Annotated in this window: 13 protein-coding genes; 10 read left to right on the top strand and 3 right to left on the bottom strand. The window is 69.6% G+C overall.

Translation table 11 applies throughout. The features are described from left to right. Window positions 1–50: 50 nt before the first annotated feature. A complete protein-coding gene (locus ACWEJ6_RS33850; protein ID WP_387669804.1) occupies window positions 51–1,334 on the bottom strand; it encodes an ABC transporter ATP-binding protein in 1,284 nt (427 codons plus the stop codon). 230 nt (window positions 1,335–1,564) lie between these two features. Between ACWEJ6_RS33850 and ACWEJ6_RS33855 the strand changes: the two genes are divergently transcribed. From ACWEJ6_RS33855 to ACWEJ6_RS33870, 4 genes are all read left to right on the top strand, one after another. Continuing rightward, window positions 1,565–3,034 (top strand): glycoside hydrolase family 13 protein, encoded by a 1,470-nt coding sequence (locus ACWEJ6_RS33855; protein ID WP_452429049.1) that lies wholly within the window; start codon window positions 1,565–1,567, stop codon window positions 3,032–3,034. Continuing rightward, window positions 3,031–4,056: a LacI family DNA-binding transcriptional regulator gene (locus tag ACWEJ6_RS33860; RefSeq protein ID WP_352328468.1), complete on the top strand. Its 1,026-nt coding sequence runs from the start codon at window positions 3,031–3,033 to the stop codon at window positions 4,054–4,056. The genes ACWEJ6_RS33855 and ACWEJ6_RS33860 overlap by 4 nt, the downstream gene beginning before the upstream one ends. Before the next feature lie 72 nt (window positions 4,057–4,128). After that, a complete protein-coding gene (locus ACWEJ6_RS33865; protein WP_452429052.1) occupies window positions 4,129–5,007 on the top strand; it encodes a carbohydrate kinase family protein in 879 nt (292 codons plus the stop codon). 84 nt (window positions 5,008–5,091) lie between these two features. Further along, complete coding sequence (locus ACWEJ6_RS33870; RefSeq protein ID WP_452429054.1) at window positions 5,092–5,658, top strand: signal peptidase II; 567 nt, start codon at window positions 5,092–5,094, stop codon at window positions 5,656–5,658. Window positions 5,659–5,707: 49 nt separating this feature from the next. Here ACWEJ6_RS33870 and ACWEJ6_RS33875 read toward each other — a convergent pair whose 3' ends face one another. Then, a complete protein-coding gene (locus ACWEJ6_RS33875) occupies window positions 5,708–6,238 on the bottom strand; it encodes a hypothetical protein (protein ID WP_452429056.1) in 531 nt (176 codons plus the stop codon). After that, entirely contained in the window at window positions 6,235–7,593 is a 1,359-nt protein-coding gene (locus ACWEJ6_RS33880) for a PQQ-dependent sugar dehydrogenase (protein WP_452429058.1), read from the bottom strand. The genes ACWEJ6_RS33875 and ACWEJ6_RS33880 overlap by 4 nt, the downstream gene beginning before the upstream one ends. A gap of 230 nt (window positions 7,594–7,823) precedes the next feature. Here ACWEJ6_RS33880 and ACWEJ6_RS33885 point away from each other — a divergent pair, with 230 nt between their 5' ends. The 6 genes from ACWEJ6_RS33885 to ACWEJ6_RS33910 all read left to right on the top strand — a co-directional run bounded on the left by ACWEJ6_RS33885 (window position 7,824) and on the right by ACWEJ6_RS33910 (window position 14,133). Then, complete coding sequence (locus ACWEJ6_RS33885) at window positions 7,824–8,429, top strand: TetR/AcrR family transcriptional regulator (protein WP_452429060.1); 606 nt, start codon at window positions 7,824–7,826, stop codon at window positions 8,427–8,429. Window positions 8,430–8,684: 255 nt separating this feature from the next. Beyond that, window positions 8,685–10,007, top strand: a complete 1,323-nt coding sequence (locus ACWEJ6_RS33890; RefSeq protein WP_452429062.1) for an MFS transporter — start codon at window positions 8,685–8,687, stop codon at window positions 10,005–10,007. 73 nt (window positions 10,008–10,080) lie between these two features. Beyond that, window positions 10,081–10,995 (top strand): sugar kinase, encoded by a 915-nt coding sequence (locus ACWEJ6_RS33895; protein ID WP_452429064.1) that lies wholly within the window; start codon window positions 10,081–10,083, stop codon window positions 10,993–10,995. An 881-nt stretch (window positions 10,996–11,876) separates the two neighbouring features. Further along, window positions 11,877–12,497 carry a bifunctional 4-hydroxy-2-oxoglutarate aldolase/2-dehydro-3-deoxy-phosphogluconate aldolase gene (locus tag ACWEJ6_RS33900; protein WP_387669793.1) on the top strand — a complete coding sequence of 207 codons (621 nt, stop codon included), beginning with the start codon at window positions 11,877–11,879 and terminating at the stop codon, window positions 12,495–12,497. A 2-nt stretch (window positions 12,498–12,499) separates the two neighbouring features. Then, window positions 12,500–13,231: a FadR/GntR family transcriptional regulator gene (locus ACWEJ6_RS33905; protein ID WP_452429067.1), complete on the top strand. Its 732-nt coding sequence runs from the start codon at window positions 12,500–12,502 to the stop codon at window positions 13,229–13,231. Further along, window positions 13,228–14,133, top strand: coding sequence for a D-isomer specific 2-hydroxyacid dehydrogenase family protein (locus tag ACWEJ6_RS33910; RefSeq protein WP_452429069.1), 906 nt, complete (start codon window positions 13,228–13,230; stop codon window positions 14,131–14,133). The genes ACWEJ6_RS33905 and ACWEJ6_RS33910 overlap by 4 nt, the downstream gene beginning before the upstream one ends. Window positions 14,134–14,407: the final 274 nt, after the last annotated feature.

Genomic DNA, 14,407 nt, shown 5'->3' on the forward strand with positions numbered 1-14,407 from the left:
GTGGTGACGGGGGATGTCGATCCCGCTGTGCTTTCGAGGCGCGCCAGGGGTCAGCGGCGCGGCGGGTCGATGCGGGCGCCGTCCAAAGTGAAGATCATGAGGCGGGACAGGTCCACCGCGACCTTCGCCGCGTCCCCCGCCCGCCACATCGGCCGGTTGCCCAGCCGAACGATCAGGTCGGAGCGGCGGTGGAAGCCGCTGCCCACGTTCTGGCCGACCTGTTCCTGCTCCTCGTGCTCCTGCGCGCGCTGCGAGAAGAGCCGCCGCACCATCCCGGTCAGCCCGCCCGCGCCGTCGCGCTCGCCGTTGAGGCGGGCGCGCGGGTCCGGCGGCTCGGGCACCGGCATCGCCGGCATGCCGCACTCCAGGTACGCCAGCCACTCGTGCCCGTGGTACTCCAGCGCCCGCACCCGCCCGTAGAAAGACGGCCCGTCATACGACTCCGGCACCGGCGCCAGCCCGTCGGGACGCATGCCGACCAGCACCTGCCCGCCCGTGTGCTGAGAGATCGCGTACGCCCTGGGATCGCTCCAGGGCATCGTGAGCCGGTGCGGGCCGAAGTCGAGCATGACGTACTGGTTCTGCGGCGTCCTGACGCCGGCCGCCAACAGGTTCAACTGCTGGGAGTTGAGGAAGGCGGCCACGAACGCCGTCGCTGGATCGTTGTAAATCTGGGCCGGAGTGCCGACGTCCTGCAGGACGCCACGATTCAGGATCGCGATCCGGTCGGCCAGGGTGAGCGCCTCGACCTGGTCGTGCGTGACGTAGATCGTGGTGACCCCGAGCGACCTGACCAGCGCGGAGATCTCCATCCGCAGTTCGGTGCGCATGCCGGCGTCAAGGTTCGACAGCGGCTCGTCCATGAGGAACAGCTTCGGCTGCCGGACGATCGCCCGGCCCATCGCCACACGCTGCCGCTGGCCGCCCGACAGAGTGCCGGGGCGGCGGTCGAGCGTCTCGTCGATGTGCAGCGCCTTCGACAGCTCGGTGACGCGGTCGCGTACCATCGCCGGGTCCGACTTGGCGATCTCCAGGGGGAAGGCGATGTTCCCGCGCACGGTCCGGTGCGGGTAGAGGGCGCCGTTCTGGAACACCATGGCCACGTCGCGGTCGCGTGGCGGCAGGTGGTTGGCGAGCTGGCCGTCCAGCCAGAGATCGCCTTCCGTGATCTCCTCCAGGCCGGCGATCATCCGCAGCAGCGTGGACTTGCCGCAACCGGAAGGACCGAGGAGGACGAGGAACTCGCCATCCTCGGCCTGCAGGCTCAGCCGGTCGACTGCCAGGTAGTCGCCCGGATACACCTTGGTCACTTTGTCGAGAACGACCGAGCTCATGGGCCCACACCTTGCGCGCGTGTCACCTGTGACGAGGCTGATTGAAGAGGTAGTACATCGCGCCTTAACGCTGGATGTCCACCCTTGACATAAAGAATCTCACCCGCAGGGGTTTCGGCCAGGGGTTTTAGGCGGCCGTATACCCATAAATCCGGATACGAGGTGCATGGAAGGGCTTGCGTAAACTTGCGGCAAGGGCTTTCATGGTGCGGGAACCCGGGGGGAGATCCATGAACATGTGGTGGCGTGACGCCGTGATCTACCAGGTCTACGTGCGCAGTTTCGCCGACGGCAACGGCGACGGCGTCGGCGACCTGATAGGCGTGCGCGATCGCCTGCCGTACCTGGTCGAGCTGGGGGTGGACGCCGTCTGGCTGACGCCCTTCTACACCTCGCCGATGGCCGACTTCGGCTACGACGTGGCCGACTACCGGGACGTCGACCCGCTGTTCGGCTCCCTGGCCGACGCCAAGGCGCTCATCGACGAGGCCCACGGCCACGGCCTGCGCGTCATCGTGGACGTCGTGCCGAACCACACCTCGTCGGCGCACGCCTGGTTCCAGGCCGCGCTGCGCGGCGAGCGGCGCGATCGGTACATCTTCCGCGACCAGCCCAACGACTGGGAGTCGATCTTCGGCGGCCCGGCCTGGACCCAGGTCGAGGACGGCCAGTGGTACCTGCACCTGTTCGACCCCGCCCAGCCCGACCTCAACTGGGACGACGACGAGGTGCGCGGCGAGTTCGAGTCGATCCTGCGCTTCTGGCTCGACCTGGGCGTGGACGGCTTCCGCGTGGACGTGGCGCACGGCATGGTCAAACCGGCCGGCCTGCCCGACATCGGCCACCCGAACCAGACCAGGATGATCGGCCGCGAGCCGGTGCCGTACTTCGACAACGACGGCGTGCACGAGATCCACCGGGCCTGGCGGCGGGTGCTCGACTCCTACCCCGGCGAGCGCATCGGCGTCGCCGAGGCGTGGGCGCCCACCGCCGAACGCCTGGCCATGTACGTCCGGCCCGACGAGCTCCACCAGGCCTTCAACTTCCACTACCTGTTCACCCCGTGGGACGCCGCCGAGCTGCGCGCGGTGATCGACTCCTCGCTCGCCACGGCCGGCTCCGTGGGCGCGCCCACCACCTGGGTGTTGTCGAACCACGACGTCAAGCGGCACGTCACCCGCTACGGCAGCCTGGCCAGAGCCCGCGCCGCCGCGCTGCTGACCCTCGCGCTGCCCGGCTCGGCCTACGTCTACCAGGGCGAGGAGCTGGGCCTTCCCGAGGTGCTCGACCTGCCGGACGAGGTGTGCCAGGACCCGCAGCGGCTGCGTGACCCCGACAGCGGGCGGGACGGCTGCCGCGTGCCGCTGCCGTGGACCCGCGAGCTCGGCTGGCGCGACCCGTGGCTGCCGATCCCGGCCGACTGGGCGGACCTCAGCGTCCAGGCCCAGGACGGCGTCACGGGCTCCACCCTGGAGCTCTACCGCGCCGCACTGCGCCTGCGCCGCTCCCTGGACGGCGACCTGGTCTGGCACGACTCGCCCGAGGGCACACTGGTCTTCTCCCGCGGCGACGTCCTGTGCACCGTCAACCTGACCGGCGCGCCCGTCGACTTCGGCGTCGAGGGAGAGCTGCTGGTCGCCTCCGATGTCCCCGGAGCAGCCGATTCGGCCGCCTGGTGGAAAGTAAAGTGTGTTCCATGAACGGTCACGCTCGCCTAGCCGACATCGCCGCCCAGGCCGGGGTGAGTGAGGCCACGGTCAGCCGGGTGCTCAACGGCAAGCCCGGAGTCTCGGCAGGCACCCGGCAGGCGGTGATGACGGCCCTCGACCTCATGGGTTACGAGCGACCGCCCCGCCTCAGGCAGCGCAGCAACGGGCTCATCGGGCTCGTCACGCCCGAGCTGGACAACCCGATCTTCCCGGCGTTCGCGCAGGCCATCGAGAAGGCGCTGACCCAGCACGGCTACACGCCCGTGCTGTGCACCCAGCTGCCCGGCGGCGCCCCTGAGGACGAGTTCACCGAGCTGCTGGTCGACCGCGGTGTCAGCGGCATCGTCTTCGTCTCCGGCCTGCACGCCGACACCACAGCCCGGATGGACCGCTACACCCGCCTGATCGACCGCGGCCTGCCGATCGTGCTGGTCGACGGCTACAGCGAGCACATCGACGCGCCCTTCATCTCGCCCGACGACCGTCTCGCGGCGCGGCTGGCCGTCCAGCACCTGGTCGACCTCGGCCACGAACGCGTCGGGCTCGCGCTCGGGCCGCGCCGGTTCGTCCCGGTGATCAGGAAGATCGAGGGCTACAAGCAGGCGATGGCCCACCTGCTCGGCGCCACCGACGTCGACGACCTGATCTCCCACTCGCTGTTCTCGGTCGAGGGCGGGCAGGCCGCCGCCGCGCAGCTGCTGGCCCGCGGCTGCACCGGGATCGTGTGCGCGAGCGACCTGATGGCGCTCGGGGCGATCCGCGCCTGCCGGCAGAAGGGGCTGGCGGTGCCGGGCGACGTGTCGGTGGTCGGGTTCGACGACTCTCCGCTGATCGCGTTCACCGACCCGCCGCTCACCACCGTGCGCAAGCCGATCGGGGCGATGGCCTCGGCCGCCGTGCAGACGCTGCTGGAGGAGGTCAGCGGCGCGCCGGCCAAGCACGTCGAGCTGATCTTCCAGCCGGAGCTGGTCGTGCGCGGCTCCACCGGTTCCGGTCCGCTGGTCAACCGCTGATCCCGGACGCTCTCTGTGAAAGGCTCCCGGACGCTCTCTGTGAAAGGCTCTCTGTGAAAGGCCGACCCACCGATGACGCCTGACGTGCTGGTCCTCGGCGGCGCCGGGGTGGACACCACTGTCTACGTGCCCGCGCTGCCTCTGCCGTACCAGGACACCTACCACGTGCCGCCCGTCGTCGACCGCGTCGGCAACACCGGGGCCGGGGTCGCCCTCGGCTGCCACGCGCTCGGGCTCGGCGTCGCCTTCGCCGACCTCGTCGGCGACGACCCGCAGGGCGCGCTGATCAGGCACGCCCTGCGCGACATCGACTGCAGGTGGGGGGTGGCGCAGGCGGGCACCCGGCGCAGCGTGCTGCTCGTCGGCCCCGACGGGCGGCGCACCTCCCTGCACGACCCCAAGGTCACGCCGGGGGAGCGGCTGCCCCGCGAGCTGTACGCCGGTTTGCGCCCCAGGCACGCGCACATCTCGATCATGGACTTCTGCCGCCATGTCTACCCCGACCTCGACGGCGTCCCCATCTCCACCGACCTGCACGACTGGGACGGCGTCGCCGACTACCAGAAGGACTTCGCCTACGGCTCCGACCTGGTGTTCCTGTCGGCCACCGCGCTGGCCGACCCGGCGGCCACGATGCGCGACATCATCGCCGAGGGGCGCGCCCACACGGTCGTCTGCACGCGGGGCGCGGACGGCTGCCTCGTCCTGACCCGCGACTCGGCCGACGTACGCGCCTTTCCCGCCGCGCCCCTGCCCGGCCCGGTGGCCGACAGCAACGGCGCGGGCGACGCCTTCGTCTCCGGCTTCCTGTACGGCCTCCTGAACGGCCGGACGATCCCCGAGTGCGTCGCACTGGGCGCGGTCGCAGGTGCGCACGCGTGCACGGTCGAGGGCACTCACGAATCCCCGATCACCGAGAAACTGCTGCTCAGCAGGGCGTCCCAGCTCTGAGTGAGCGTGGCCGCTCCGAGTGAGCGTGGCCGTGACCAAGGTTCGGTAGATTCGGGGCGAGAAGCCATGGATTGTGAGGCAAGAGTGTCGGACGAACGCGGCCCGCAGGAGACCAGCCGGGGAAGGCGGCCTCGCGCGTGGATGATCGTGCTGGCCGTGGTGGTGCTCCTGGTCGATCAGGCGTCCAAGTTCTGGGCGATGTCGGCTTTGTCCAGCGGTGAGGAGATCACCGTGATCCCGCGGCTGCTCTCGTTGCGGCTGCTGCTCAACCCCGGCGCCGCGTTCTCCCTGGGGGAAGGCGTGACCTGGGTGTTCGCGCTGGCCGCCGCCGGGGCGGTCGCCGGCATCCTGTACGCGTCCCGGCGGCTGCGTTCGCCGGCCTGGGGTGTGGTGCTGGGCGCGCTGCTCGGCGGGGCCACCTCCCACCTGCTCGACCGCCTCTTCCGCCCGCCCGCGTTCGCCCAGGGGCACGTGGTGGACTTCATCGACTACGGCGGGTTGTTCGTCGGCAACGTCGCCGACATCGCCCTGACGGGCGGGTGCGCGCTGCTGTTCCTCCTCAGCGTCCGCGGGATCCCACTGGGGGACGCTCCCGGCGAGGAACGCCTGTCCTCGACGCCTCCGGCGTCCCCGGGGTCCTCGGCCGCCTGATCGAACGGCCGGAGACCGGACGGCGACGGACCGCCGCCCGGCCCCACCACTACGCGAAGGCCCTGCGCTTGACGGAGGCCCCTGCGCTTGACGGAGGCCCACGCGCTTGACCGAGGCCCTGCGCCTGATGGAGGCCCATGCGTCTGGTGGAGGAGACCGGCTGGCAGGAGGCTCTCACCGCAGCCCTGTGCAACGCCGGCGCCACGTACGCGACCTGGGCATGCTTCGCGAGGCCGTCGGTCACCTGGAATGCGCCCTCAGGCTTCGCGAGGCTGTCGATCACCTGGAACGCGATCTCATGCTTCGCGAGGCCGTCGAACACCTCGAACGGGCCCTCATGCTGAACGAGGCCATCGCCCACACCCTGGCCCAGGCCGTCAATCTGGGCAACCTCAGCTGCCTCTACCTGGAGGTGGGACGCCTTCACGACGCCGAGGCCAGTTTGAACCGCTCGCTGGCCCTGTGCCGCGAGCTGGAGCACCGGGCCAGCGAGGCGAACGGCCTGGTGATCATGGGCAAGGTCCTGCACGGCGTGGACCGGCTGCCCGAGGCCCGCGACACCCTCCTGCCCGCGGGTCACGATCGGGGCGTGATGTGCCAGATGGTGTTTCCTGCGTCGTCTGCGACCAGTAGGCGGCCGTTCTTGCCTGTGATCACGCCGACCGGCCGGCCGTACGTGGTGCTCTCGTCGGGGGCCGGTTTGAATCCGGTCAGGAAGTCCTGGGGCTTGGCGCTGGGCATGCCGTTCTTGAAGGGGACGTACACGACCTTGTAGCCGACCGGATCGCCGCGGTTCCAGGAGCCGTGTTCGGTGATGAAGGCGCCGCCACGGTAGGCCTCGGGGAACGTGGGGCTCTCGGAGAAGGCCAGACCGAGGGGAGCCGTGTGAGCGCCGAGGGCGTAGTCGGGGCGGAGCGCACGAGCCACCATCTCGGGACGCCGTGGCTGGACCCGCTCGTCTACGTGCTGCCCCCAATAACTCCAGGGCCAGCCGTAGAAGTCACCAGGGCGTACACGTGTGAAGTAATCAGGTGCGGCATCGTCGCCCAGAAGATCGCGTTCGTTGACGACTGTCCAGAGTGTCCTGGACTGCGGTTCGAGGGCCAGGCCATTGGGGTTTCTGAGGCCGGAAGCCAGGATGCGCTCACCGCTGCCGTCAGGGTTGATCTCCAGGATGGCGGCGCGCCGTTGTTCGGCATCCAGGCCATGTTCGCCCGCGTTGCTGGACGAGCCAACCGTGACGTAGAGCTTGGTGCCGTCAGGGGCGGCGAACAGGTTACGGGTCCAGTGGTTGTTGTAGCCGCCGGCCGGCAGGTCGAGGATCTTCTTCCCAGCGGCCGTGACCCGGGTTTCGCCCAGCTTGTACGGAAATCGCCAGACGCCGTCCGTGCCCGCGACGTAGAAGGCCGCCTGGGTGCCATTCGGGGCCGCCGGGCCGAGCGAGTATGGGGCGGACGCGGCCAACAGTGCCATCCCGAACGGCTGGTTGAGGTTCTCCAAGAACACGCTGCGGAAGTCGGCCACGCCGTCGCCGTCGGTGTCGCGCAGCAGCGTGATCCGGTTGGCGCTGCGTTCGATGGTGGAGCCGTCGTTGCGACGCAGCCAGTAGAACAGCCCCATGATCGGGGACTCCGGGTCCTTGGGCAGGGTGGCCGACTCGGCCACGAGCACATCGCCGTTGGGCAACTCGTAGAGCCAGCGGGGATGCTCCAACTCGCCCGCGAACCGCGTGACCATGAACCCGGCCGGTGCCTTCGGCACTCTGCCGGAGGGCCAGCCGACCACGTCGGGGGCGTTGACCTTGGGGATGGGGAACGTCTCGCGTTCCCCGAGCTGGGGCTCGGAGCCCAGGTGGGCGGCTGTCTGCGGGGCTCCGCCCCGGTTCACCGCGTAGGCCGCGCCGGCCACCGCGAGGACCATGAGCAGGAGCAGCACAAGCAGGGCTCGCATCAGGATCCGGCGTCTTGGGCGGCGCGGGCCCGTCGCCGGCGCTGTCACTTTGGATGTCGTGGACACGGGGGTGTCTCCCAGTGAGCGGCTGACCATGGATGGATGACCGGAGGGCACGTAAGAGCGGCAGCCGAGAAAGCTCTCTCCTCGGATAAGCTGTGCGGAGTTAACGGCCGTTAGATTTCTAACATGTGTTAAGCGCGAGGTCAATTCTGATGCTCACCCGTCACAAGATCCTGGAAGCCGGCCTGGAGGTCCTCGAGGCGGACGGCGCTCATGGGATCAGCATGCGTAAGCTGGCCAAACGTCTCGATGTGACGGCGACGGCGATCTATCACTACTTCGACGGGCGCGAGTCGCTGCTGGAGGCCATCGTGGACGAGGTGTGCAGCAAAATCGTCTCCCAGGCCCCTCGTGAAGGGGGATGGAAGGATCAGCTTCGCGGGCTCATGGCCTCGATGGTCAGGCAGTCGCTGGAGCATCCCCGAGCCTCGGTCTGGTCCATCACCACATACGCCCGGCGCGCGCCCGTGATGAGCCTCCACGAGGCCATCTTCGGGATCCTCTTGGATGCGGGCTTCCCTCCTGACCAGGCGGATCATGTGAAGGGGGCGGTGCTGCGCGTGTGCGTCGGGCATCTCGTCCTGCACGAGGCCGCCGCGCGGGACTGGACCGAGCTGCCTGCCGACAGGTATCCGCACTATCACGCGGTCGAGGCCGCCCGCCTGCGGGCCGATCAGGTCGAACACTTCAAGTTCGCGCTCGACGCCGTCCTCGCCGGGTTGCCCGACCCCAGCGATGAAGGTGAACCCCCTGCTTGACGGCCGTTGGGGCAGGCCCTTGCGCGATGTGGCCGCCCAGTGAAGCCGGTAGCCGCACGAGTTAACGAGTGTTAGAGTTCTGCTCGGCTCCGCATCCAGCCGGGCGGAGTCAGGGGGCGTCCCGATGAGGGGAGGCGTGACCAATGGCCGGAGGTTTCCCGCTGGGGGAGGAGGCCGGAGGTGGTTCGAGGCGCGGGCGCGGGGTAAGGCAACCGTTGGCGCGGACGCGGCCCAGGAACGCCTTCGAGGTGCAGCGTGACCGAGAGCAGCAGCGGATTAACGACCGTCGAGCACAGAGCCCAGGTGCGCAAGGCCGCGACGGCCAGCGTGGTCGGCACCGCCATCGAGTGGTACGACTTCTTCCTCTACAACACGGCCGCCGCTGTGGTCTTCGCCGAGGTCTTCTTCCCGAAGTCCACGCCGTACGCGGGCACGCTCGCGGCCTTCGCGACCAACGCCGTGGGCTTCGCGGCCCGGCCCGTGGGCGCGGCGATCTTCGGACATTGGGGCGACCGCATCGGCAGAAATGCGACACTCATCGTCACCCTTCTGACGATGGGCGTGGCCAGTGCGCTCATCGGTGTGCTGCCGGGCACCGACAGCATCGGCATCGCCGCGCCGATCATCCTGGTGGTCCTGCGCGTCCTGCAGGGCATCGCGGTGGGCGGCGAGTGGAGCGGGTCGGTGCTGCTGTCGATGGAGTGGGGCGACCAGCGCAGGCGCGGGCTCATGGCGAGCTGGCCACAGGTGGGCGTGCCCATCGGGCTGATCCTCGGCACCGGCGCGATGTCGCTGCTGGCCGCCACGACGGGCGACACCTTCAAGGACTGGGGGTGGCGGGTGCCGTTCGTGGCCAGCTTGGCGCTGGTGGCGGTCGGCCTGTGGGTGCGGCTGAAGGTGCTGGAGACCCCGATGTTCGCGCGGGTGCTGGAACGGCGGCAGGTGGTCAGGCTCCCGGTCGTCGAGGTGCTGCGCCGGCATCCGAAGGAGGTGGTGCTCAGCGCGTTGCTGCGTGTGTCGGAGCAGATGCCGTTCTACCTCTACACGACGTTCGCCATCACGTACGTGACCCAGCAGCTCGGCCTGTCCCGGACGGTCGCGCTGTCGGCGGTGACGTGCGCGGCGGCGGTGGAGTTGGTCGCGATCCCGTTCTTCGGGCACCTGAGCGACCGTGTCGGCCGGCGGCTCGTCTACGCGACCGGCGCAGCGCTGTTGGCAGTGGTGGCGTTCCCGTACTTCGTGCTGCTCAACACCGGCGTCGTGCTGGTGGTCTTCCTGACGATCATGATCACGCAGATCCAGCACGCCATGGAGTACGGCCCACAGGCCTCGCTCATCGCCGAGAGCTTCCCGACCAGCCTCAGGTACGGCGGCGCGGGACTCGGCTATCAGCTCGCCTCGATCATCGCCGGCGGCCCCGCGCCGCTGATCGCGACATGGTTGTTGCACGACTACGGCTGGCAGGCGATAGCGATCTTCATGATCGTCGGTGCGGTCGTCGGGTTCGCCGCCGCGCTGGCTCTGCCCGACAGATCCAGGATCGACATCTCCCAGCCCTCCTCCTACAAGACGACCTGAGTGATCCTTCTCTTGGCCTTCATGACGTGATAGCACCGTTGACGGATCCGGAACGACAGGAGATGGGCGAGTCATGAGCATCGTGGTGTGCGGTGAGGCCATGCTTCTGATGCTGGCCGAGCCCGGCATCCCGTTGGAGCGTGCCACGGTGTTCCGTCGCTCCATCGCGGGCGCGGAGTCGAACGTGGCCGCGGGGCTTGCCAGACTGGGCCATGACGTGCGCTGGCTCGGCCGGGTCGGCGTTGACCCGGCGGGCCGGGCGGTCCTGTCCATGCTCAGAGCTGAGGGTGTCGACACCCGGCACGCGGTCATCGACCCCGGTGCGCCGACCGGGCTGCTGGTGCGCGACAGTCATCCCTTCCGGGCCATCGACGTGCAGTACTACCGTTCCGGGGCCGCCGCGTCCAGATTGAGGCCGGACGAGCTGACGCCGGAGATGGTGAACGGTGCGAAGATCGTCCACGTCACGGGCATCACTCCGATGTTGTCGGATTCCGCGCACCTGGCGACCCTGCGGCTGCTGGAGTTGGCCGGGCAGGCCGGAGCGCTCGTCTCCATCGACCCGAACATCCGATACAAGCTGGGCGAACCCGCGGCGTGGCGCGAGCGGGTGGCGCCGCTCCTGTCCAGGGCGGACGTGGTGCTGGCCGGCGAGGACGAACTCGACCTGCTCCACGTCGACCCGGCGACGCTGCCCGGCCTCACCGTGGTCAAGCACCGGGACAAGTCCGCCACGTGCGCAGGGCTGCGGCAGGAGGCGTTCACGGTGCCGGTGACCGATCCCGTGGGAGCAGGGGACGGCTTCGCCGCCGGGTTCCTGTCGGGGATGTTGCGCGGTGAGTCGTACGAGGTGTGCCTGCGCGAGGCGGCGGCGGTGGCGGCACTCGTCGTCCAGTGCGCCGCCGACACCGACGGCCTTCCGGACCGGCCAGGCCTGGATCGTGCCTTGGCCGCCTTCACGGGGCACGCCGAAACGGTCCATCGATAGCCCGCGAACCAGCCGAAGATTCTCCGCCGCCAAGAGCGCGATCACTACCGAAGAACCGCCACTGCTGATCAATGATTCATCGAAGTCGTTTGTTACCAACCACGAGCCTGTCGAAGGCGGTCGAGTACGGAGCTCGAGGCCGTCCACGCCGCAGGTTCGTGGCGCTGATGTCGGTCTGCTGATGATGTACATGGCGACGGGGGCCTGCGCTAACTGGCCTCTCGCGCCGTATGAGCCCGTTGAGGAACGAGCGAAGGTGAATTGCGAGTCTGCTGGAGGGGTTTGTCCGGATAGGTGAGGTCGCCATGTCGGTCGCCTCGACGAACGGGGATCCGAAGACGGTATGCCGAAGGCGAGGAGCCCGTGGAGGGCTGCTGGTTCGAAGAGGGTGCATGCGGAAAGCGGCCATCGAAGGATGCGAGCTTCGGGCGAAGGAACCTGTTCCGGGTTGAGGCGACTGAAGGACATTTCGACGGTGGACCGGCAAGTGCGGTGCAGGCGGGTTCACCTGAGGGTGGCCATGCGTGAGGCGGTCCGTTCGTGGGGTGACGAGGTCGGGGCTGGGGCGGGCATGTGAGAGGCGGTCCGTCCGGGAGCCGACGATTTCCGGCGGAGGTGGGCATGCGTGAGGCGGTCCGTTCGGGAGCCGACGATTTTGGGCTGAGGCGGGCATGCGTGAGGCGGTCCGTTCGTGGGTTCACGAGGTCGGAGCTGAGGTGGGCATGCGAGAAATGAGTCCGTCCATGAGCTGACGAGGTCGGGATGAAGGTGGTTCGGGGGGAGACGGGCCGGGCGTTGGGTGGCCAGGCGGGGATCGTGCGTCACCACGGAGGGCGGCTCGCCGTAGCTGTTCGCTGGTGAGGAAACCTAGGAAGGAAGTCATGTACCGCTGGGAGATCGTCCAGGCTGTCACAGAGCAACGCGTGTTCGGCATCGTCAGGGCCGCCACGCCCGAGGCGGCGCTGACGTCGGCCGAGGCCGTGCTGGATGCCGGGTTGCGTGCCGTCGAGGTCGCGCTCACCACGCCCCGCGCCCTCAGCGCCGTGGCGAGGCTCACCGAGCAGCGGCCCGACGCCCTGGTCGGGGCGGGGACCGTCCTCGACCCGGCCGCCGCCAGGGCCGCTGTGGAGGCCGGCGCGCGCTTCCTGGTCTCACCCAACCTGGACCCTGAGGTGATCCGCGCCGGGCACCGCTACGGCGTCCCGGTCTTCCCGGGCGTGGCGACCCCGACCGAGATCGTTCGTGCCCTGGAAGAGGGGGCGGACGCAGTCAAGATCTTTCCGGCGTCGGGCGTTTCACCCGCCTGGCTGCGCGACGTGCGGGCTGCCCTTCCGCAGGCGCCGGCGATCCCCACCGGCGGCGTGACCGTGGACGATGCGCCCGAGTGGATCGCGGCCGGCGCCGTGGCCTGCGGCATGGGATCGGCGCTGACTTCGGGCGGCCCCGGTGCCGCGGTTGAACGGGTTGCGGCGCTGCTGGCCGGGTTGGCGGGGGCCCGATGAGCGTGGAGACACTACGAGGCCTGCACGGGCAGGTGCTCGACGCGGTCGGCAGGTCGCTGGCGGGCGGGGAGATCCGTGCGGGGCAGGTGTTGCGCCTGGAGGACGTCCAGGAGCGGTACGGGGTTTCCCGGACCGTCGCGCGCGAGGCCGTCCGCGTGCTGGAGTCGAAGCGCGTGGTCACCAGCCGTCCTCGTGTCGGGGTCACCGTACGGCCGATGAGCGCCTGGAACCTCTATGATCCCCAGGTGATCCGCTGGCGGCTGGCCTCGCCGGGGCGTGAGGCGCAGCTGCGTGAGCTGGCCGAGCTGCGCGCCGCGGTCGAGCCTGCCGCCGCCGCGCTCGCCGCGTCCAGGCCCGACCTCCGCGTGCCGGACGAGCTCGCCACCCACGCCCGTGCCATGGACGCCGCCGCTCGTGAGGGTGACAGCCAGGCCTACGTCACGGCAGACGCCGCCTTCCACCGGGTGCTGCTGACCGCGTCGTGCAACGGCATGTTCGCCCAGCTCGCCGAAGTGACCGAAGTGCTGCTGGAAGCCAGACGCGAGCTGCTGCTCCTGCCCGAACGCCTGGAGACGACCGCCATCGGACTCCACCACGAGATCGCCGAAGCGGTTGCCGCCGGGCGGGCTGCCGAGGCGGCGCAGGCCGCCGCGGACATCGTCGGACGGGCCCGCGACGAGGTCGAGCAGATCCTGGCAGACAGCCGAGAGCACGTCACGGAGGTACCCCGATGAGCGTCGCCGTCCACGTCGGCCCTGAGCCGGTCCCCATGTTGGTCGACGCCGTACGGCGGTCGGGCGGCAGCGTCGTGCCGCTGGAGGAGGCCGAGGCGATCGTCTACTACGGGCGCGGCGGCCCCGAGGAGCTGCGGTCCATGATCCATGACGGCATCCGGTGGGTGCAGATGCCCGCGGCGGGAGTCGAGCGGTACGCCGAGGCCGGAGTGATCACTGAGGAGCCCGTCTTCACCGCCGCCACCGGCTCCTACGGTGTGCCCGTCGCCGAGCACGCGCTCGCGCTCATGCTGGCCGCGGCCCGCAACCTGCCTCGGCTGGCCAGGGCCACAGAGTGGGGGAGGAACGAGTCGAGGGAGTTCGCCGGCTCGACGGTCGCGATCATCGGCTGTGGAGGCATCGGGCGGGCGCTCATCAGGATGCTGGAGCCGTTCGGCTGTCCGGTGATCGCGGTCACCGACAGCGGCCGGGCGCCCGGCGCGCACCGGATACTGCCCCGTGCCCGTTATCGGGAGGCGCTGCCGGAGGCCGCGTACGTCGTCCTCGCCGCTGCGACCACGCCGAGCACCAAGGGCATGATCGGTGCTCCCGAGCTTGACCTGATGCGTACGGACGCCTGGCTGGTCAACATCGCCCGGGGTGCCCTCGTCGTGACCGATGACCTGGTGACGGCGCTGCGCGAGGGACGGATCGGTGGTGCCGCACTGGACGTCACCGACCCGGAGCCGCTGCCGTCCGGGCACCCGTTGTGGCACATGGACAACGTCCTGATCACGCCGCACACGGCGAACCCGCCGTCGTCCTACTGGCGCGGCCTGGCTGAACGCGTGGCCGCGAACGTGCGCCACTTCGCCGACGGCGCCCCGATGGAAGGGGTGGTGTCGCCGGAGCAGGGGTTCTGAGGGGGAAGAGCCTGGGAATCATCGGAACGGGGGAGTGCCCTTGTCGCGAGCCGTGCCTTTTGTCCGGAGTCCCGCGGCGACGACGTGCCTTCTCAGCCGGAGTCCTGCCTTTTCGAGTGACGCCGCCATCACACCGCCAACAGACCATGGCCCTGATGGAGCCTGATTGAGAGGGCTTGGCTTGGGGCTGCTGGCCGGTGCTGGGTGGTGAGGGGGGCGGTCCAGGGCGGCGTTTTGCCGGGATGTGAGGGTTGGTTCTTGGTTGGCCCACGGG

It is taken from the genome of Nonomuraea sp. NPDC004702 (assembly GCF_053601695.1).